The 18,043-nt window shown below is 71.0% G+C and carries 17 protein-coding genes; 6 read left to right on the forward strand and 11 right to left on the reverse strand.

Translation table 11 applies throughout. The features are described from left to right. Positions 1-401: 401 nt before the first annotated feature. From ACZ6R6_RS12765 to ACZ6R6_RS12785, 5 genes are read right to left on the reverse strand one after another with little or no spacing between them, the layout of a single operon-like run. On the reverse strand, positions 402-1,274 hold the full coding sequence (locus tag ACZ6R6_RS12765; RefSeq protein ID WP_470092821.1) for an urease accessory protein UreD: 873 nt from the start codon (positions 1,272-1,274) through the stop codon (positions 402-404). After that, positions 1,271-1,972, reverse strand: a complete 702-nt coding sequence (ureG, locus tag ACZ6R6_RS12770) for an urease accessory protein UreG (protein WP_470092823.1) — start codon at positions 1,970-1,972, stop codon at positions 1,271-1,273. Before ureG ends, ACZ6R6_RS12765 begins: the two co-directional genes overlap by 4 nt. A 32-nt stretch (positions 1,973-2,004) precedes the next feature. Further along, the gene (locus ACZ6R6_RS12775; RefSeq protein ID WP_470092825.1) at positions 2,005-2,679 is read right to left on the reverse strand and encodes an urease accessory protein UreF; all 675 of its coding nucleotides are present in this window, start codon (positions 2,677-2,679) and stop codon (positions 2,005-2,007) included. Between the two features lie 57 nt (positions 2,680-2,736). Beyond that, complete coding sequence (locus ACZ6R6_RS12780) at positions 2,737-4,569, reverse strand: urease subunit alpha (RefSeq protein ID WP_470092827.1); 1,833 nt, start codon at positions 4,567-4,569, stop codon at positions 2,737-2,739. Then, positions 4,562-5,233, reverse strand: a complete 672-nt coding sequence (locus ACZ6R6_RS12785; RefSeq protein WP_470092829.1) for an urease subunit gamma — start codon at positions 5,231-5,233, stop codon at positions 4,562-4,564. Before ACZ6R6_RS12785 ends, ACZ6R6_RS12780 begins: the two co-directional genes overlap by 8 nt. Positions 5,234-5,690: 457 nt before the next feature. Here ACZ6R6_RS12785 and ACZ6R6_RS12790 point away from each other — a divergent pair, with 457 nt between their 5' ends. From ACZ6R6_RS12790 to ACZ6R6_RS12800, 3 genes are all read left to right on the forward strand, one after another. Continuing rightward, on the forward strand, positions 5,691-6,143 hold the full coding sequence (locus tag ACZ6R6_RS12790) for a hypothetical protein (RefSeq protein WP_470092831.1): 453 nt from the start codon (positions 5,691-5,693) through the stop codon (positions 6,141-6,143). A gap of 765 nt (positions 6,144-6,908) precedes the next feature. Then, a complete protein-coding gene (locus ACZ6R6_RS12795; protein WP_470092833.1) occupies positions 6,909-7,652 on the forward strand; it encodes an ABC transporter permease in 744 nt (247 codons plus the stop codon). Between the two features lie 11 nt (positions 7,653-7,663). Beyond that, positions 7,664-8,680, forward strand: coding sequence for an FtsX-like permease family protein (locus ACZ6R6_RS12800; protein ID WP_470092835.1), 1,017 nt, complete (start codon positions 7,664-7,666; stop codon positions 8,678-8,680). 296 nt (positions 8,681-8,976) lie between these two features. Here ACZ6R6_RS12800 and ACZ6R6_RS12805 read toward each other — a convergent pair whose 3' ends face one another. Then, on the reverse strand, positions 8,977-10,581 hold the full coding sequence (locus ACZ6R6_RS12805; protein WP_470092837.1) for an MFS transporter: 1,605 nt from the start codon (positions 10,579-10,581) through the stop codon (positions 8,977-8,979). Between the two features lie 100 nt (positions 10,582-10,681). Here ACZ6R6_RS12805 and ACZ6R6_RS12810 point away from each other — a divergent pair, with 100 nt between their 5' ends. Together ACZ6R6_RS12810 and ACZ6R6_RS12815 are read left to right on the forward strand one after the other, a co-directional pair. Continuing rightward, entirely contained in the window at positions 10,682-10,858 is a 177-nt protein-coding gene (locus ACZ6R6_RS12810; RefSeq protein ID WP_470092839.1) for a hypothetical protein, read from the forward strand. A 1-nt stretch (position 10,859) separates the two neighbouring features. After that, complete coding sequence (locus tag ACZ6R6_RS12815) at positions 10,860-11,204, forward strand: hypothetical protein (protein WP_470092841.1); 345 nt, start codon at positions 10,860-10,862, stop codon at positions 11,202-11,204. A gap of 64 nt (positions 11,205-11,268) precedes the next feature. On the opposite strand, the gene ACZ6R6_RS12820 is transcribed toward ACZ6R6_RS12815, so the two are convergent. Both ACZ6R6_RS12820 and ACZ6R6_RS12825 read right to left on the reverse strand, forming a co-directional pair. Next, the gene (locus tag ACZ6R6_RS12820; RefSeq protein ID WP_306866581.1) at positions 11,269-11,931 is read right to left on the reverse strand and encodes a response regulator; all 663 of its coding nucleotides are present in this window, start codon (positions 11,929-11,931) and stop codon (positions 11,269-11,271) included. Further along, positions 11,928-13,151 (reverse strand): sensor histidine kinase, encoded by a 1,224-nt coding sequence (locus ACZ6R6_RS12825; protein ID WP_470092843.1) that lies wholly within the window; start codon positions 13,149-13,151, stop codon positions 11,928-11,930. The genes ACZ6R6_RS12820 and ACZ6R6_RS12825 overlap by 4 nt, the downstream gene beginning before the upstream one ends. A gap of 563 nt (positions 13,152-13,714) precedes the next feature. On the opposite strand from ACZ6R6_RS12825, the gene ACZ6R6_RS12830 reads away from it, so the two are divergent. Continuing rightward, positions 13,715-15,292, forward strand: a complete 1,578-nt coding sequence (locus tag ACZ6R6_RS12830) for an alpha/beta hydrolase (protein ID WP_470092845.1) — start codon at positions 13,715-13,717, stop codon at positions 15,290-15,292. A gap of 36 nt (positions 15,293-15,328) precedes the next feature. Here the strand turns inward: ACZ6R6_RS12830 and ACZ6R6_RS12835 are convergent, their stop codons facing one another. The 3 genes from ACZ6R6_RS12835 to ACZ6R6_RS12845 form a co-directional block, all read right to left on the reverse strand. Beyond that, entirely contained in the window at positions 15,329-15,721 is a 393-nt protein-coding gene (locus tag ACZ6R6_RS12835) for a DUF3224 domain-containing protein (RefSeq protein ID WP_470092847.1), read from the reverse strand. Positions 15,722-15,868: 147 nt separating this feature from the next. Then, positions 15,869-16,903 (reverse strand): ABC transporter ATP-binding protein, encoded by a 1,035-nt coding sequence (locus ACZ6R6_RS12840; RefSeq protein WP_470092849.1) that lies wholly within the window; start codon positions 16,901-16,903, stop codon positions 15,869-15,871. After that, positions 16,900-18,039 carry an ABC transporter ATP-binding protein gene (locus ACZ6R6_RS12845; protein WP_470092851.1) on the reverse strand — a complete coding sequence of 380 codons (1,140 nt, stop codon included), beginning with the start codon at positions 18,037-18,039 and terminating at the stop codon, positions 16,900-16,902. Before ACZ6R6_RS12845 ends, ACZ6R6_RS12840 begins: the two co-directional genes overlap by 4 nt. Positions 18,040-18,043 lie beyond the last annotated feature (4 nt).

The raw sequence follows: 18,043 nt of genomic DNA on the forward strand, positions 1-18,043 counted from the left end.
GCCGAATACACAGACCTCAAAGGGATGCCGGGGGCCTCGCAGGCGAGGCGTTCCGGCGCGAGCGCGCCTGGGGTGTCGTGATCTTTGGCGCCGCTTCGTGGCTCGGGCGCTGCCCAGGCATTGGCATCCGGCTGATCGGCCATGGCGCTGGCCGGTGCCCGCTCGCGCCATGCGATATCCGATCTTCCACTGAAATGTAGGACTTGAGTGAAACACGGCGACTGCGGAGCGGGAATCCTCATGTCCGTTTCGGGACACGGGCCCCGGCAGCAATCGCGGAAAACCCAACGGATACACCTCCGACCTGCCCTGATGTAAGGGCGTCGCAGGACTGGTGTACCGGTCAGCGGGTGCGGCGGGCTGGACCGAGGGTGCCGTTGACCTTGCCCGGATGCCTCACGTCAACGCTGGTCGGTGAGATCCGTTGGATTCTCGGCGATTACTACCGGGACCCGAGCACGGGCGGAGGCGGGGGACGAGGCGAGGGGATAGGCCGTGTCGAGGAGGCGGCGCAGGTGCAGGGTGTCCGGGCCGAGGGCGGTGACCAGGATGGCGGGGCCGGCGAGCGGGGTCAGCACGGCGTGCCCATGCGCCGAGTCGTGGCCGAGCAGCCGCACAGGGGGCGGGTCTTCGTCGAAGGCCGGGTCGACGATGAGGAGTTGGCCGATGGCACGGTGGCCGGCCAAGACGGCCGGGCCGTCCCAGCCGGGTGCGCCCGCCCCGTAGACGGTCTCCTGGTCCAGCAGGAGGTGCCCATCGCGGCGGACGGTGAGGCGGGTGACCAGCCGGCCCGGCACTTCGTCTGTGCGGCCGAGGACCTGTTCTTCGCGCAGGACGAGGCGCGCGGTGGGGGCCAACTCGACGGTGCAGGACTGGCGGAGGTTGCTGCCGGCGGCGGAGATCAGCGGCTGGGGCAGCCAGTGCAGGCTCGCCTGGTCCGCCACACTCAGGTGCACGTCGTAGGTGGCGTGTTCGGGGGTGGGGCCGCGCAGGGCGATGGTGGCGGCGGCGGTGGTGATGTGCAGGTGGGCGCCGGGTTCGGCGGTGGCCTCGATGCGCAGCCGGTCGCCGCCGAGGGGGGCGTTCATCGCGCCGATGATGCACACCCGCGCCTGGTTGCCGTGCGGGCGGGTGCGGCGCAGGTCAAAGGGGCCAGATCCGTGCAGGACGGGAAGCGCGGTGGCCTGTCCCGCACAGGTCGCTTTGATGCGGGCGGTGGCGTGCACGCCCGGGGTGGCGAGCTCGGCCGATGTGGCCTGGGGGGCGAGGGTCATGCGGGCGCTGAGGTCCAGGCGGCCAGGCGCTCGCGGAGCCAGTCCGACACGGGCGTGACGCCGCCTTCGGTTTTCAGGGCGGTGAAGGCGACGGGCAGGTCGCCGCGCTGGGCCTTGGCATCGCGGGCCATGGCTTCCAGGTCGGCTCCGACGTGCGGGGCGAGGTCGGTCTTGTTGATGACGAGCAGGTCGGAGGTGGTGACGCCGGGGCCGCCCTTGCGGGGGATATCGTCGCCGCCGGCGACGTCGATGACGAAGATCTGGGCGTCGACCAGGCCTTTGGAGAAGGTCGCCGTGAGGTTGTCGCCGCCTGACTCGATGAGGATCACATCCAGCGGGCCGAGCTGGTCCTCCAGGTCTTCGACGGCTTCGAGGTTGGCGGAGATGTCGTCGCGGATGGCGGTGTGCGGGCAGGCGCCGGTCTCGACCGCCCTGATGCGCTCGGCGGGCAGCACGGCCTGACGGAGCAGGAACTCGGCGTCCTCGCGGGTGTAGATGTCGTTGGTGACCACGGCGATGGACAGCTCATCGCGCAGCGCGCGGCACAGGGCGGCGACGGTGGCGGTCTTGCCGGTGCCGACCGGCCCGCCCAATCCGATGCGTAGGGCGCGGCGGCGGCCGTCAGGGCGCGGGGAGCGGGAAGCACCGGGGCCGTGAGAGTGGCCCTCGGGCACGTCGTGGCTGTGGTGGAGATGCATGGCGCTCCCGTGGATAAAGGACAGATGTTGGGTCAGGAGGCGAACAGGCGCATTGGGCGGGCGGCGTGCTGTTCGGCGGCGATGTCGAGCAGCGGCGCCGAGACGGCGGGCAACGCCGCGACGCCTTCGGTGCGGACGCGTTCCGCGGCGTCGGCGGCCTGCTCGGCGACGTGGTCGAGGTCGGTGGCTAGGCGGGCCAGGATGGCGGTGGCGTCGAAGGGGTCCAGGCTGAGCAGGCGGACGGTGGCGGTGGCCGGGCCGCTGACGCTCTCGTAGGCCGCCGCGTAGGCGGCGTCCAGCGGGGTCAGTCCTGCGGAGCGGGAGGCCAGGCCGAGGACGACGCTCTGGTGCGCGCCGTGAGGCCGGGTCGCGGCCAGGGCGTCGAGTTCGGCTGAGGGCCAGGTGGCGCGGGCGGTCCGCAGCAGCTGCCGACCGAGCCTGCGCGCGGCCTGCCGCAGGGCCGGGGCCGGGGTGCGGGCGTCGGCGGCCTCCTCCAGCAGGAGCGGGTCGTAGCCGGCGGCGGCCGCCGCGGCCAGACCCGCCGCGACCAGGCCGCTGGTGTGCAGTCGGCCACGGCAGAACTCCCGCAGGCTTGCCACGTCATGCACGCGCCCCGCCGTGACGGCCGCCTCGGCGCCGCCGGAGTGGGCGTGCCCGCCGGCGGGGAAACGGCCGTCGGCCAGGACAAGCAGCGCGGCACGGCTCATCGGGCTGGCCTTTCCTGTGGTGGGGTCGTCGGCGGTGTGGCCTTGTCGGTGCAGTGATCAGAACAGGAAGTACCGCTGCGCCATCGGCAGCTCGGTGGCGTGCTGGTGGTCGATGATCTCGTCGTCGACCACCACCTGGTAGGTGTTGGGATCGACCTCGATGCGGGGGGTGGCGTCGTTGTGACGCATGTCCTTCTTGAAGACCTTGCGGGTGTCGCGGATGGGCGTGAACTGCTTGCTCACCTTCACCTGCTCAGGCAGGCCGGCCTCGATCGCCTGCGCGGTGACGAAGTTGACCGAGTTGGCGGCAGGGGCGCGGCCGGTGGCCCCCCACATCGGGCGGGGCAGGATCGGCTGCGGGGTGGTGATGGAGGCGTTGGCGTCGCCGACTTGGGCGTAGGCGATCTGGCCACCCTTGATCACCCGGTGCGGTTTGACGCCGAAGAACTTCGGCTCCCACAGCACCAGGTCGGCCAGCCGGCCCACCTCGACCGAGCCGACCTCGTGGTCGATGCCGTGCGCGATGGCCGGGTTGATGGTGTATTTCGCGACGTAGCGGCGGGCCCGGTGGTTGTCGGCGCCGTCGGCGCCGTCCTGGTCGCCTTCCAGGGGGCCGCGCCGCTGTTTCATCACGTGCGCGGTCTGCCACGTCCGCGTGATCACCTCGCCGATGCGGCCCATCGCCTGGGCGTCGGACGACATGATGGAGATGGCGCCGAGGTCGTGAAGGACGTCCTCGGCGGCCATTGTGGCGGGCCGGACCCGCGAATCGGCGAAGGCCTGGTCCTCCGGCACCAGCGGGTTGAGGTGATGGCAGATCATCACCATGTCGATGTGCTCGGGGACCGTGTTGACGGTGTAGGGCCGGGTGGGGTTGGTGGAGGCGGGTAACACGTTCGGCAGGCCCGCCATTTTGATCATGTCCGGGGCGTGGCCGCCGCCCGCCCCCTCGACGTGGAAGACGTGGATCGGGTGGTCGCCGATGGCCGCGATGGTGTCCTCGACGGTGCCGGCCTCATTCAGGGAGTCGGCGTGCAGGGCGAGCTGGACACCGGTCGCCTGGCACACCTGCAGGCACCGGCGCAGGACGGCGGGGGTGGCGCCCCAGTCCTCGTGAATCTTGAAGCCGACGATGCCTGCCTCCACCTGGTTGAACAGCGACTCGACCGACATCGTGTTGCCCTTGCCGAGCAGCCCGATGTTGACCGGGAAGGCGTCCAGCGCCTCAAACAGCCGGGCGATGTGCCATGAGCCGGGCGTGACGGTGGTGGCGGTACTGCCCTCGGCCGGACCGGTGCCGCCGCCGATGAGCGTGGTGACGCCGGAGGCGAGCGCCTCGTGAATCTGCTCGGGGCAGATGAAGTGCACGTGGGTGTCCACGCCGCCCGCGGTGAGGATCTTGCCGTTGCCCGAAACGACCTCCGTCTCCGGGCCGATCACGAAGTCGGTGGCCGTGGCGTGCCCGTCGTGCAGCCGGTCCATGGTCTCGTCGTTGTAGGCCTTGCCGAGCGCGACGACCCGGCCGTCGCGGATGGCGACGTCGGCCTTGACCACACCCCAGTGGTCCAGGATGACCGCGCCGGTGATGACCGTGTCGGGCGGCTCGGGTGCGCCGAACCTGATGGAGTCGCGCGGTGCGCAGGACTGGCCCATCGACTCCCGGATCACCTTGCCGCCGCCGAAGATGACCTCGTTTCCGCTGCGGCCTGGGCCGCCGCACCAGTCCTCGGTGATCTCGATTCGCAGGTCGGTGTCGGCCAGGCGGATGCGATCCCCGGCCGTCGGGCCGAACCGGTCAGCGTACTGCTCGCGGGTGAGCGGCTGATGCCGTTCATGAGCCGGAGGCTGGGGCGCCGACGGCGCAGGCTCAGGCGCCGGGGACTTAAGCATGCAGTTCGCCTCCGACCTTGCCGTTCAGGCCTTCGACGATGCGCTTGCCCTCGATGGGCACCAGCTCGACCTCCAGCGGGCAGTTGGGTTCGAAACGCACCGAGCTGCCGGCGGGGATGTTCAGCCGTCTGCCGTAGGCGGCGTCGCGGCCGGGCTCGATGCCGAGCAGGGCGTTGGCCTCGTAGAAGTGATAGTGGGAGCCGACCTGGACGGGACGGTCGTCGGTGTTGGTGACCGTCACAGTCGTGACCTCGCGGCCCACGTTGAAGGCCACCGGGTCGGCGTCGCGAGGGTGGTCGATCTTCCCGGGATGGAGCCGCGTGCCCTGCTTGGTCGCCTGCGGGATGGGGTGGCGCAGGGTGACCATCTTGGTGCCATCGGGGAAGGTGGCCTCGATCTGGAGGTCGCTGATCATTTCTGCGACGCCCTCCATCAGATCTTCACGGGTAAGCACGGGCGGGTCCGGCGGCTGCGGCATCGCCATGAGCTTCTCCACCGATGCGCCGTCCCGGGCCCCTTCGAGGACGTAGGCGGTCAGGATCGCGACCGCCTCCGGGTAGTTGAGCGCAACCCCCCGTTCCTTCCGCTTGCGGGCCACGTCCGCGGCCACATGAATCATCAGACGTTCCTGTTCATGCGGGGTCAGATGCACCCGCCACCTCACCTTCGCTCCGCCCCGGCCTTTGCCAGGGCCATCCGCGCGCTTCAGGCGGAAGCCGGTGCCCGCGCCTTTGGATCAATCGTTGCATACTGAAAGTAGTGTGACGGATACTCACTGCAAGGTAGCGTGGTGGTGAGTGACTCGTCACCGACGACAAGGAATTCGCATTGTGTGAGATCGAAGCCGCCGCCCGGACCGCCCCCGGCCGACCCGGGCCGACAACGGCCTGCGGCCGAGAATCGATCGGCCGACGAACCGCAAGGGCGACACTGGGAAGATGCGCCGCCGCACCCCGCGCCGGGTCGAACGCCGGTGCGCCAACTGCCGTTTACCGCTGCCGGAGAGGTCGCGGTCGACGCGGCGGTACTGCTCGGCCGCAGAGTGATCCAGCCGGGCGTGGTGACATGCTGAGGGGATGAGACGCCGCAGCGCCCAATCGCCTGCTCCATCAAGGAACTACGTGGGCGCGATCTACGGCGCGCTCCTCGCCGCCTCAGTCATCGCCACAGCAGGAACGCTGGGCCCATTTCCACGCCTGCAGCTCGTGATCATGTTGCTCGTCACCGGACTGGTTTTCTGGGCCACTCACGTCTACGCCCTCCTCGTCGGCGAACGGCTGGCCCATCATGAGTTGTCCTGGAAGCAGATCCGCCATGCGGCCGGCCACGAGTGGCCGATCGCTGAGGCCGCACTCCCACCGGCCGCTGCCGTGGCAGTGAGTCCTTTCCTGGGGCTCGGATCCGGCGGCACCGCGTGGCTGGGGCTCGCCGTCGCCCTCGTCGAACAGGTCGGCTGGGCCACCGCAGCCATCGTCAGAGCCGGCGCCCCTCGCCGGGTGGTCGCAACCACCGGTGTCGTCAACCTCCTCCTCGGGCTGATCATCGTGGCAGCGAAGGCCGTGATCCAGCACTGAGCCGAGCGATCAACCGCCCCACGACGATGAGGACCTCGACAGCCTCATCTGGGACGTCGCGGCCAGCATCCCCAGGGATCTCAGTAGTAATCGTCGTGGGGCGGCCCACATAAGCCCAAAACCCACATTCGATCTCGCTGAGCTGCTGATGCACCGGATGACGCACCCGGGTCGCGGCGGCCGTTCCGGTGAACCCGCAGGTCGCCGACGCCTGGCGACGGCCATGTACCGGATGACCGTCCCTTGTTCGGTGCATGTGCCCTGGAGCGCTCTCGACATCCCCGACTGCCCCTCGCTGGAGGCAACACCCGTTCATGATCCACTGAATGTGGGTTTCGACCTTATGTGGGCCGGCCCCCTCCATGGTGCTGCCTTCCGGGCTGGTCGCAGCCGGTGGACGACTCACGGTCTGATCCACTCGCTGGAGAGGATGCCGTCCAGGATGGACAGCGGAACGGCGGCGGGGCACAACCGCACTCAGGGTTCCTGGTCAGGGCATCAGGTCCTGGCCGACCTCGGTGTCCCCAGGATCATCATCAAGTTGAAAGGGCTGCATAATGGTGGATTCAAAAATCGGCCATTAGAAAATGCGTGTTAAGTGCATCCCAATAATTTGCCAGCAGTTCAACTCGACCGCGTGGCCCGGACATATGGACACGGCTCCACTGAGGCGACCGCACTGCGTGAGGTGAGCGTGACCTTCCGCCAAGACACCTTCACCGCCGTCATGGGGCCATCGGGTTCAGGAAAGAGCACGCTGCTGCAGTGCGCGGCGGGGCTGGACCGCACGGAGGGGCCTTCGTCGCGCTCACTCTAGGCGTCGCCCTGATCGGCGCCGTCGGGGCGCTCGTGATCAACGTGCCGGTCAACACCGACCCGCAGGGGCCGTCCCTGGCTAAGATTCTGCAGTTCATGGCAGGCGTGGGAGGATTCGTCGCCATTTTTGTGGTGGCCGGAACCTTCGCCTTCGCGCTCGCCCAGCGTCGCCGCGAAATGGCGCTGCTGCGCGCCATCGGAGCCACTCTCCGGCAGGTCCGGTTCCTCATCCTCGCCGAGTCACTGGTCATCGGACTGCTCGCCGCGGTCGCGGGTTGCCTCCTGGGCCTGATCATGGCCTCCGCCATGGCCACGTGGCTGATGGCCCAGGGCCTGGCGCCCGCGGGCTTCGCTCCCTCCACCTCCCCGGCGCCGCTGCTCCTCGCCGCTCTGCTGGGGGTGGCGGTCGCCGTGGTCGGATCCTTCGCCGCCTCTCGCCGTGCGAGCGGGGTACGGCCCGCCGAAGCGCTCGGCGACGCCGTGGTGGACCGCAAGGTCATGACCGGCGGCCGGTGGCTGTGGTTCGTGCTCTTCCTGGTCGTCGCGGTCGGCGCCGTCTTCTTGCGCCTGTCGATGCCCGACTACATGCTGCTCGATCCGGGGATGCGCGGGCCGGAGGCCATGGCGACGCTCTCGCTGGAATTGGACCTGTTGGCCATCGTCGGGATCACCCTGCTCCCCCCCCGCTGCTGATACCCCTGCTGGTGCGGCTGTTCACTTTCCCGCTGCGGGCCGTTCCCGGTGCCGCCATCTTGCTGGCCAGGCAGAACGCGTTGACCGCTGTCCGCCGTACGGTGTCCACCGCCACCCCGGTGTTCTTGGTCATCGGGCTGAGCGGATCCGTTGTGGGCGGCGTACTCGCCCTGGCCGCAGCCAGGGACGCGCAGAGCCGTACGACATCCACCGCCCGGTACGTCGTCGAACCCACCGGCGCCCCTGCCCTTTCCGCCTCGGCCATGCGGGCGCTGCGCGATCTGCCCGATACGCAGACGACGGCAGTCGTGTCCGCGAGCATCGAAGGCCTGGGCTCCGCGTCGACCCCCCTCGCCGCGCTCGCCATCGACGGCGACCCCGAAATGGTCTGGGATCTCGACACCGTGACAGGATCGCTGGCGGATCTGCGCGGCCGTACAGTCGCGGTGTCCAGTGACCTGGCCCGCGCGTTCGGCTGGGAGGTCGGGCAGCAACTGAGCACCCGGCTGCCCGACGGCACCTCGGTCACGCTCCGGCTGTCGGCCACCTTCAAGCCGACGTTCACCGTGCCCGAGGTCCTGTTGTCCTACGCCGCGGTGTCCAGCCACACCCGGCCCGCTCGCGCCTACCTATCGGCCTCTCCCGCGCACGCCCCGGCGGACACCGCCGTCACCCCGATCGAGAACTGGACCGATCCCCGCGCGGCCGCCGGCGACCGCCAGCAGACTCTCATCCTGGTCGCCGTCCTCGGTCCGGCGCTGCTCTACGCACTGATCGCGATCGCGAACACCATGATCATGTCGACGAGAGATCGGTTGCGTGACTTCGCCACCCTGCGGTTGACCGGCGGCACCCGGCGTCAGGTGCTCCGGATGGTGGGCGCGGAGGCGGTCGTGGTGGTGGCAACCGCCACGGCGCTCGGCCTGATCGTCACCGCCGCCACCCAGACGGGAACTCTCTGGTTGATCAATGATCGCATTCTCCATGGGCAGGCGCCGATTCTGTTCTCCTGCCATGGAGCACCGTGAGCGTGGCGGTCTGCCTTTTCCTCGCCCTGATCTCCATCCTGGTCCCTGCTCGCCTCGCCCTTCGCCACCGCGAACGCGAGGGCGGCCTGGACCCTATCCGGGGCGATCCCCTCGGCGAGCGCGTCGCCCTCGGCCTGCAAAACCTGGGCCTCGGACAAGTCGGCGGCGGCGCGCAACCAGCCCTCCTGCGTCACGTCCTCGGCCTCGGCCACACCGCCGAGGATCCGGTGGGCCGCCCGGCTCGGCGGAGACGGCCCCTACCGGACGCGGCTGACCTGCCGGTTCGGCGCTCGGCGCTAATGCCCGCGAGTAGAGTCACGTGCCCCGGAGTCGGCAGGATGGGTCAATGAGGGCCGCGCCGCAGGTGGGTTGCCTTCCGGCTGCTCCCGGCCGCCTCCGGGCGGTACGAAGTCCTTGCTGCGGATGAGCGCGAAAGCCAGGATGCCGCCGACGACGGCCACCATGCCGCCGGCGAGCAGCAGGTCGTTGAGAGACGACGCGAAGCCCGCCCCTGCCGCTTCCCAGAGCCGGCCGCGGTCTTGCGGTGCCGCGGAGCCGATCACCTGGCCGGGATCGCCGCGATGTACAGCGTCCGCGAGCCGGTCGGCGTAGCCGCGCAGCTCCGGAGTGGAGCCGAGCCGCTCCTTCAGGTCGGAATACAGCGACGACGAGAACATCGAGCCGTACAGGGCGATGCCGACGGCGATGCCGACCTGCCGGAAGGTCTGGTTCACACCGGAGGCCATGCCGGAGCGGTGGGCCGGTACGACGCCCACCGCGGTCGAGGCCAGCGGCGGGTTGACCATGCCGCTGCCGATGCCTGCGACGACGAATCCGGGGACGAGGTGCGTCCACTCCGATCCGGCGTCCAGTCCCGTCATCAGCAACAGGCCGGCGCCCACCAGGATGAGGCCCGGACCGATGAGCCACTTGACCGGGACGTGGCTCGACAGCCGGCCCGCCACCGTCGCGGCGACGGTCGAGCAGGCCGAGACGACGAGCAGCCGGGCGCCGGCGCCCAGGGGGCTGTAGCCGAGGGCGTTCTGGAGGTACAGCACGAGGTACAGGAACATCGCGAACAGCGAGGCGTTCATGGCGAACGCGGCGATCGAACCGCCGAGGAACGTCGGGGTCCGCAGCAGCGACAGGTCGAACATCGGCTCGGACGCCTTCGCCTCGACCACGAGGAACGCTGTCAGGAACACCGCCGCCAGGACGGAGCAGATCACGACCCCGCGGTCGCTCCACGCCGTCTCGCCCGCCCTGATCAGCGCGTACACGAGGCTGAAGAGCCCGGCGGTCAGCGTGCTGACCCCCGGCCAGTCGACCCGGGAAACGTACGGCGAGCGCGACTCCTCCACCCGGCGCACGGCGACGGCGATCGCGGCGACGCCTATCGGCAGATTGACCAGGAAGATGCCGCGCCAGCTGATCCAGGTCGTGATCGCGCCCCCGAGGATCGGGCCGAGGGCGGTGGCCACGCCGGCCACGGCGCCCCACACGCCGAAGGCGATGCCGCGTTCGCGGCCCTGGAACGTGGTGGCGATCAGCGCCAGCGACGTGGCGAACATGACCGCGCCGCCGATCCCCTGGACCGCCCGGGAGGCGATCAGTGTCAGCGGGTCCTGCGCGACGCCGCACAGCAGCGAGCCGGCCGTGAAGACCGTCAGGCCGATGAGGAACAGCAGCCGCCTGCCGAACCGGTCGGCGAGGGACCCCGAGGTGAGCAGGAGCGCCGCGAGGGTCAGCGCGTAGGCGTCGGTCACCCACTGCAGGTCGCCGAAGCTCGCGTCCAACGCGTGCTGCATGTCCGGGAGCGCGACGACGACGATCGTGATGTCGAGCAGCAGCATGAACGTCGCGGCGCACGCCACCACCAGCGTCCACCACTTGCGTGCCATGGTCCAGATCCTCCTTGCTGCGCGGCTCGTCGCGCTGGGAACGGAGACGAGGGGCCTCGTCCCTAGGATCCTTTGTTCCTAGGATGCTAGCATTATGGCCATGGCCGCCGAGGAGGTAAAGCAGTTCAACGTCTACCTGCCGCTGACTCTCATCAGGCAGGTGAAGCACCACGCCATCGAGGCCGAGATGTCGCTCTCGGCCCTCGTGGCCGAGGCGTTGCGCACCTATCTGTCGGCCCATGAGGACGGGCCGCCCCCAGGAGAAAAGGAGACATGACATGGCTACCGAGGGCATCGAAGGCGTCTATCTGGAGACCCACAACTGGGGGAAGAGCGCCAAGTTCCTGCAGGCACTGGGCTTCGACGTGGAGTTCGCGACCGACCACGGTTCGGGCCTGTTCCGGCGCGGTGACGGCCCCTACCTGCTCCTCGCCGAAGTCCCCGAGGGACAGCGGCCCGACACCCAGGTCGTGCTGCGGGTCGCGGACGCCGAGGCGTTCCCGGCCGACCCGTCCCTCGACGTGGTCACGCCGTTCGAGGAAACCCACTACGGGACCGAGCGGCTGACGCTGCGCGACCCCGACGGGCGCCTGTGGAGCGTCGAGGCGCCGGCGAAGGAATGATCTCCGGTCGGGCGTGTCCCGTTCTCGCCTGAACAGGGCGGGCCACCCTCGCCTGAGTGTCTCCTCACGCCGGGCGTATGAGCCGGTTCTCGTAGGCGAAGACCACGGCCTGCACCCGGTCGCGCAGCTCCAGCTTCAGCAGGATCCGGCCCAGATGCGTCTTCACCGTGGCCTCCGCGAGGTGCAGTCCGGCGGCGATCTCGGTGTTGGACAGGCCGCGGGCCACCTCGACGAGCACCTCCCGCTCGCGGGGGGTGAGCCGTCGCAGCCGCTCGTCGCTCGCCGGGGCGCCGCCGGTGGGGAGCTGGTGGGCGAAGTTCTCCAGCAGGCGGCGGGTGATCCGCGGGGAGACCACGGCGTCGCCCGCGGCGACGCTCCGGATCGCCGCGAGCAGCTCCTCGGGCAGGGCGTTTTTGAGGAGGAAACCGGACGCGCCGGCCTTGAGCCCGGCGAAGGCGTATTCGTCGAGGTCGAAGGTGGTGAGGATGAGGACCCGGGTCTGCCGGCCGTTCCGGGTGATCCGGCGGGTCGCCTCGATCCCGTCGACACCGGGCATGCGCACGTCCATCAGGACGACATCGGGCCGCAGGCGCTGCGCGAGGCGTACGGCTTCGGCGCCGTCCCCGGCCTCACCGACCGGCTCCATGTCCGGCTGGGCCCGCAGGACCATGGTGAACGCCATGCGGAGCAGCGGCTCGTCGTCGACGAGCAGGACGCGGATCGTCACGCGGCGCCCTCCCCGGCCGTGCCGGCGCCGGGCATGTCGAGGTCGAGGCGTGCCGAGACCCGCCAGCCGCCGCCCGGGAGCGGGCCGGCCTCCAGGGTCCCGCCGTAGGCGGCCGCGCGCTCGCGCATGCCGGGGATGCCCTGCCCGGACGGTGGACCGACGGCTCGCGTAGTGCGGCCGTCGTCGGTGACCTCGACGGTGACGGTCCGGGGCGCGCAGCGCACCCGGACCCCGGCGCGGGTGCCGGACGGCGTGTGCTTGAGGGAGTTGGTCAAGGATTCCTGGACCAGGCGGTAGACGGTGAGCTGGGCGGCGGCGGGGACGGAGGCGGGATCGCCTTCCACGTCGAGGCGGACCGGCAGCCCGGCCGCGCGCGTCTGCTCGGCGAGGGATTCCAGTTGCGCGATGCCGGGCATCGGATGGCGCAGCGCGTCCGGTTCGTCGGCCCGCAGGACGCCCAGGGAGCGCCGCATGTCGGTGAGAGCCTGCCGCCCGGTGCCGGAGATCTGGCGCATGGCGGCGGTCGCCTGGTCGGGTGAACCGTGCTGCGCGAAGACCGCGCCGTCGGCCAGCGCCACCATGACCGACAGGTTGTGGGTGACGACGTCGTGCATCTCACGGGCGATGCGGGCCCGTTCGTCCGCCACCGCGAGCCTGGCCCGCTGGTCGCGTTCGCGCTCCAGGCGGACCGCGCGGTCCTCCAGGGACGCGAGGTAGGCACGCCGGATCCGTGTGTTCACACCCGTGACGGCGGCGGCGACGGCCACGGCGGTCAGGAAGACGGCCGAGTTGAGGAACGCGCCGTCGGGTGCCGCCCAGCGCGCGGAGGCCAGCAGGATGCCGGTTCCGAGGACGGCTCCGGCCATGAGCGTGTGGCGCCAGGCGGAGCGCGCGGCCACCGTGTACAGGGCGACCAGCAGCGCCACGTCGGTCAGCAGCTGGGTGCCGATGAGCCACTGGACAGACGCCACGGCGGCCACCGCGCAGAACACCGTCAGGGGCGCGCGCCGCCGCCACACCAGGGGCAGCGACAGGGCCGCCTGGAGGATCAGGGTCCCCGGGGGCTCCTGGTAGACCTTGCTGTTGAGGCCGGCGGTCACGGAGAAGAGCCCGAGCGCCAGCACCGCGTCGAACGCCACGGGCGGGAGCCGGGCGCCTGCCCGCAGCAGGGACCGTACCGGCCGCGCCGCCTCCGTCACGGCCACCGCCCCACCGGTCATCACACGTCCTGTCGTTTCCGTATCCTCGCGGCCCGGGCCGCCGCCGCGTACGGGCAGGGGACGGCGGGCCTGGTCCATGGCGCCACCATAGTGGGCTCCCGCCGGAGGACGACAAGCGCGCGCCCGGCGTTCCGGGTGGGGTGGAAGGCCCCGGAGCGGCCGGCCCGCACCGCCCGGCGGAGCATGGGTCCCCTCCCGCGCGGGAGGTCCGCGGACCTCGCACCGGAGGTCCCCGGACCGGTCGGATCGGCCGGCCCGCGTCAGCCTGGAGTCGTACACGGATCTCCCGGACGAGGCGCCCGGCGCGGCCCCGCTCCGGAGGAATCGCTGGTCAGAGGCGGGATCGTCGGCAGCCCCACGGGGCGGCGCGGAGGTCGCGCGCAGGCTCGGGAAACCCGACCGGGGGCTGACGCGCCGGGCCGGCCGCGCGGCTTAACTTCGTACCCCGTGATGGCACGACCCGTGATCCCCCCGGGCCGTTCAGGGCGCGGGGAGCCGCCCGCGCGCGCCGTGGCCGGTCGTGCCCGAGACAGTGCGCAGACAGTGTGCAGGAGGAGAATCCGATGCGTGGACGAAGGACGGCCGTGGCCGGGGCCGCGGTGGCGGCGCTGACGGGCACCGTGATCGGTGTGCCGCCGGCCGCCGGAGCGGCCCGGGCAGACGCCGGCGGCCGTGCCCCGGATGCCGGGCTGGCCCGCTTCCAGCAGCAGGAGATCGCCTGGCACCGCTGCCGGAGCGGCCCGGACGACACCGTCGGCAAGGAGCTGGACGACGCGAAGGCGCAGTGCGCCGAGGTCACCGTGCCGCTGGACTACAGCGACCCGGGCGGGCGGACCATCAAGGTCGCGATGTCCCGGCTGAGAGCCACCGACCCCGGGCGCCGGCGGGGATCCCTGTTCTACAACCCCGGCGGCCCCGGCGTCCCCGCGATGTATCTCACCCTCCAGGTCAAGCAGGCCGGGCCCGCGGTCGCGGCCCGCTACGACCTGATCGGGATGGATCCCCGCTTCGTCGGGCGCAGCACCCCCCTGAACTGCGGATGGCCCACCGTCAGCATCGGCTCCGCCGGACCGGACCGGCGCACCTTCGACCGGAGCGCGGCCCTGGCCAAGGACCTGGCGTCCCGCTGCGCCGTTCACCGGGATGTGCTGCCCCACGCCTCCACCCGCAACACCGCCCGGGACATGGACGTGATCCGGGCCGCCCTCGGCGAGTCGAAACTGTCCTATCTCGGCTCGTCGTACGGCACCTACCTGGGCGAGGTCTACCTGCAGCTGTTCCCCCGCCGCGCCGACCGGGTGGTGCTCGACAGCGCCCTGAACCCCGATCTGTTCGGTCCCGACCTGACAAGCACGACGGGGCCGGCCGTGACCGCGGTCCTGGAGAACTGGGCGGCCTGGGCGGCCCGCCACCACGGCCGCTACCGCCTGGGCGCCACCACCGCCCAGGTCCTGGCCACCGTGGACCGGATCGGTCAGGCTGTCACCCGCGGCCCGCTGCGGGTCGGCGACCACCGGGTCGACAGTCGTGTGCTGCCCCAGCTCCTGTGGAACGTCACCGCCGGGGACAGCGACGAGGCGTACGGGAGCTTCGCCGCTGACGTCCGTGTCCTGAGCGAGGCCGCCCGCGGCATCAAGGTCACCCCCACCCCGGTCCTGGAACAGGTCCTGACCGGCCTGTCCTCCCCGGACGCGGACGGTTCCGCCGGCGTCCAGACCGCGATCTCCTGCGCGGACCGGGCGGCGTCCCGCGACCCTGACACCTACTACCGCGACATCCAGGTCCACCGTGCCGACGAGCCGCTGTTCGGCCCGTTGACCCGCAACCTCACCCCTTGCTCGTTCTGGCCGGTCGCCCCCGCCGAACCTCCCACCCGGGTCCGTAACGACGTTCCGGTGCTGATGGTGGGCGCCGACGGCGACCCGGCGGCCACCTACCCCGGCCAGCAGGCCGCGCACCGGGCCCTGACGGGCTCCCGCCTGGTCACCCTGCGCGGCGCCTTCCGCCACACCGTGTACGGGGGACTCTTCGCCCCCCGGAACGCCTGCGTCGACAGCGTCGTCAACCGCTACCTGGTCGACGGCGCCCTGCCCGCCGAGGACACCACCTGCTCCGCCACCCCGGCCGCCGGCCGGCGCTGACACGCCTCGGAGCCCTCGGACGTGGCCGCCCAGGGCTCAGCCGAGCCCGTAGTCGAGGTGGAAGGAGTGGGCGCCGTCGTCGTTGACGATCTGGCCCCCACCGCTGATGCCGAGGAGCTCGCCGGTGCCCGAATCGGGGAGAACCGTCCAGCTCAGGGATGACTCCCCGGCGTGGCTGGTGGCGGTGTGGTGGAGCACGAAGGTGCCCTTGCGGCCGTGCACGGTGCCGGTGAAACGCTCGAAACCGACATAGGCCGCCGAGTCCTCGACCTGGGCCATCGCGGTGATGATGTCGGTGGTGCTGGTGCCCACCAGATCGCCGCCGAAGGTCTTGGTCACGTGGACGTGGGAGAGCGCGGCGCCCTCGGCCTCGTCGTAGGGGCGCGCGTCCCAGCTGTCGATGGTGAAGGTGCCGGTGGCACGGGGCATGGGGGCGCTCCTCGGTGTCGGGGTGATGCTCCCATCGTCGCGCCCGTACCTGTCACCTGGCGTCAGGTACGGGCCGGCAGGTCGAGTACGGGCCGCGGACGCCGCGGGCCGTACGGGAGGGGATCCCGCACGGCCCGCTCCGTCCGGTCAGCGCGCGGTGACCTCGGCGAAGTGGCAGGCCACGGGGTGGCCGTTGCCGCGGTCGACGAGCGGAGGCTCCTCGGTGGCGCAGATGTCCTGGGCCTTCCAGCAGCGGGTGCGGAAGCGGCAGCCGCTCGGCGGGTCCAGGGGGCTCGGCACGTCTCCGGTGAGGATGACGCGCTCCCTGGCGCGCTCCTCCTTCGGGTTGGCCATGGGGGCGGCCGACAGGAGCGCCTGGGTGTAGGGGTGGGCGGGGCGGTCGTAGAGGTCGTCCCGGGGGCCGGTCTCGATGACCTTGCCCAGATACATCACCGCGACCCGGTCGGAGATGTGGCGGACCACCGACAGGTCGTGCGCGATGAAGATGTAGGCCAGTCCCAGTGACTCCTGCAGGTCCTCCAGCAGGTTCACCACGCCCGCCTGGACCGACACGTCCAGCGCGGAGACCGGCTCGTCGAGCACCAGCAGCTTCGGCTCCAGGGCCAGCGCCCTGGCGATGCCGACCCGCTGGCGCTGGCCGCCGGAGAACTCGTGCGGGTAGCGGTTGCCGTGCTCGGGGCTGAGGCCGACCAACTGCAGCAGCTCGGCCACCCGCTCCGGCCCGCCGTCCTTCCAGCGCTCGTGGACCTTCAGAGGCTCGGCGATGATGTCGTTGACCGGCATCTTCGGGTTGAGCGAGGCGTAGGGGTCCTGGAAGACGATCTGCATGTCGCGCCGTACGGGCTGCAGCTGCTTGGACGACAGCGTCGTGAGCTCCTGGCCCTGGAAGCGCACCGAGCCCGAGGTGGGCTTGTGCAGCTGCAGGATCGCCCGGCCGGTCGTCGACTTGCCGCAGCCCGACTCACCCACCACGCCGAGGGTCTCGCCCTCGTCCACGTGCATGGAGACCCCGCTGACGGCCTGGACCTGGGCCACCACCCGGCGCAGGAAACCGCCGCCCCGGACGGGGAAGTTCATCACCAGGTCGTTGACCTCGAGCAGGTGGGCGCCGCCGGCGGGCTCGCGCTCCGGGGCGGGCGTCTCCTCGGTCTTCACACTCATGCCAGAGTCTCGCTCTCGGTGCGGAAGAACACGGTCGGGTCCTCGACCGCGGCCAGCCGGTCCCAGTGGTGGCAGGCCGCGAAGTGCCCGCCGCTGTCGGTCTCGGCCAGCTCCGGCTCGACCGTCCTGCACTTGTCGTCGGCCAGCGGGCAGCGCGGCGAGAAGGGACAGCCGGTCGGCAGGTTGATCAGTGACGGGGGAGTGCCCTTGATCGGGCGGAGCCGGCTGCCGGAGTTCTCCAGGGACGGGATCGAGCCGAGCAGACCGGCCGTGTACGGCATGCGGGGCTCTTCGAACACCGGGTCGGTGTCGCCGACCTCGACCGGGCGCCCGGCGTACATGACCAGCACCCGGTGGGCCATGCCCGCGATGACGCCCAGGTCGTGCGTGATGAGCACGATCGCGGCGTTGACCGCGTCCTTGACCTCCAGGAGCTTCTCCAGGATCTGCGCCTGGACGGTCACGTCGAGGGCCGTGGTCGGCTCGTCGGCGATGATGATGTCGGGATTGTTGATGACTGCCATGGCGATCATCGCGCGCTGGCGCATGCCGCCGGAGAACTCGTGCGGGTAGCTGCGCAGCCGGGCCTCGGCCTGCGGGATGCCGACGAGGTCGAGCATCTCCTTGGCGCGGGCCAGCGCCGTCTTGCGCGGCATCAGCTCATGCGCGAGCACCGCCTCGGCGAGCTGGTCGCCGACCGTGTGCACCGGGTTCAGCGCGGTCATCGGGTCCTGGAAGACCATCGCGATCTTCCGGCCGCGCAGGCTCCGCTGCTTGCGGGCCGACATCTTCAGCATGTCCTCGCCGCGGAAGAGGATCTGCCCCTTGACCCGGGCGCTCTTGGGCAGCAGGCCCATGACCGCCAGCGAGGAGACCGACTTGCCGGAGCCCGACTCGCCGACGATGCCCAGCACCTCGCGCTCGCGCAGGCTGTAGGAGACTCCCCGGACCGCGCGGACGAGGCCGTCCTCGGTGGGGAACTCCACCGTCAGGTCGTCGACCCGGAGGATCTCCTCCTCCGACGGAGGCCGTACGGCGTCGAGGTTGAGACCGACGTGCACCTCGCCGGCGGCGTCGAGCACGTTGGGGGCGATGTCATAGGTGTGCACGTCGCCCTTGCGAGGCTCGATCGGCACGTTA

The sequence above is a fragment of the Streptosporangium sp. NPDC048886 genome (assembly GCF_055586905.1).

Excerpts from the sequence above, each read along its gene's own strand:
- ACZ6R6_RS12815 (WP_470092841.1), top strand. The coding sequence starts at position 10,860 with ATGGCTACCGAGGGCATCGAAGGCGTCTATCTGGAGACCCACAACTGG.
- ACZ6R6_RS12805 (WP_470092837.1), bottom strand. The coding sequence starts at position 10,581 with ATGGCACGCAAGTGGTGGACGCTGGTGGTGGCGTGCGCCGCGACGTTC.
- ureG (WP_470092823.1), bottom strand. The coding sequence starts at position 1,972 with ATGCATCTCCACCACAGCCACGACGTGCCCGAGGGCCACTCTCACGGC.
- ACZ6R6_RS12825 (WP_470092843.1), bottom strand. The coding sequence starts at position 13,151 with ATGACCGGTGGGGCGGTGGCCGTGACGGAGGCGGCGCGGCCGGTACGG.
- ACZ6R6_RS12765 (WP_470092821.1), bottom strand. The coding sequence starts at position 1,274 with ATGACCCTCGCCCCCCAGGCCACATCGGCCGAGCTCGCCACCCCGGGC.
- ACZ6R6_RS12775 (WP_470092825.1), bottom strand. The coding sequence starts at position 2,679 with ATGAGCCGTGCCGCGCTGCTTGTCCTGGCCGACGGCCGTTTCCCCGCC.
- ACZ6R6_RS12840 (WP_470092849.1), bottom strand. The coding sequence starts at position 16,903 with ATGAGTGTGAAGACCGAGGAGACGCCCGCCCCGGAGCGCGAGCCCGCC.
- ACZ6R6_RS12835 (WP_470092847.1), bottom strand. The coding sequence starts at position 15,721 with ATGCCCCGTGCCACCGGCACCTTCACCATCGACAGCTGGGACGCGCGC.
- ACZ6R6_RS12780 (WP_470092827.1), bottom strand. The coding sequence starts at position 4,569 with ATGCTTAAGTCCCCGGCGCCTGAGCCTGCGCCGTCGGCGCCCCAGCCT.
- ACZ6R6_RS12830 (WP_470092845.1), top strand. The coding sequence starts at position 13,715 with ATGCGTGGACGAAGGACGGCCGTGGCCGGGGCCGCGGTGGCGGCGCTG.
- ACZ6R6_RS12810 (WP_470092839.1), top strand. The coding sequence starts at position 10,682 with ATGGCCGCCGAGGAGGTAAAGCAGTTCAACGTCTACCTGCCGCTGACT.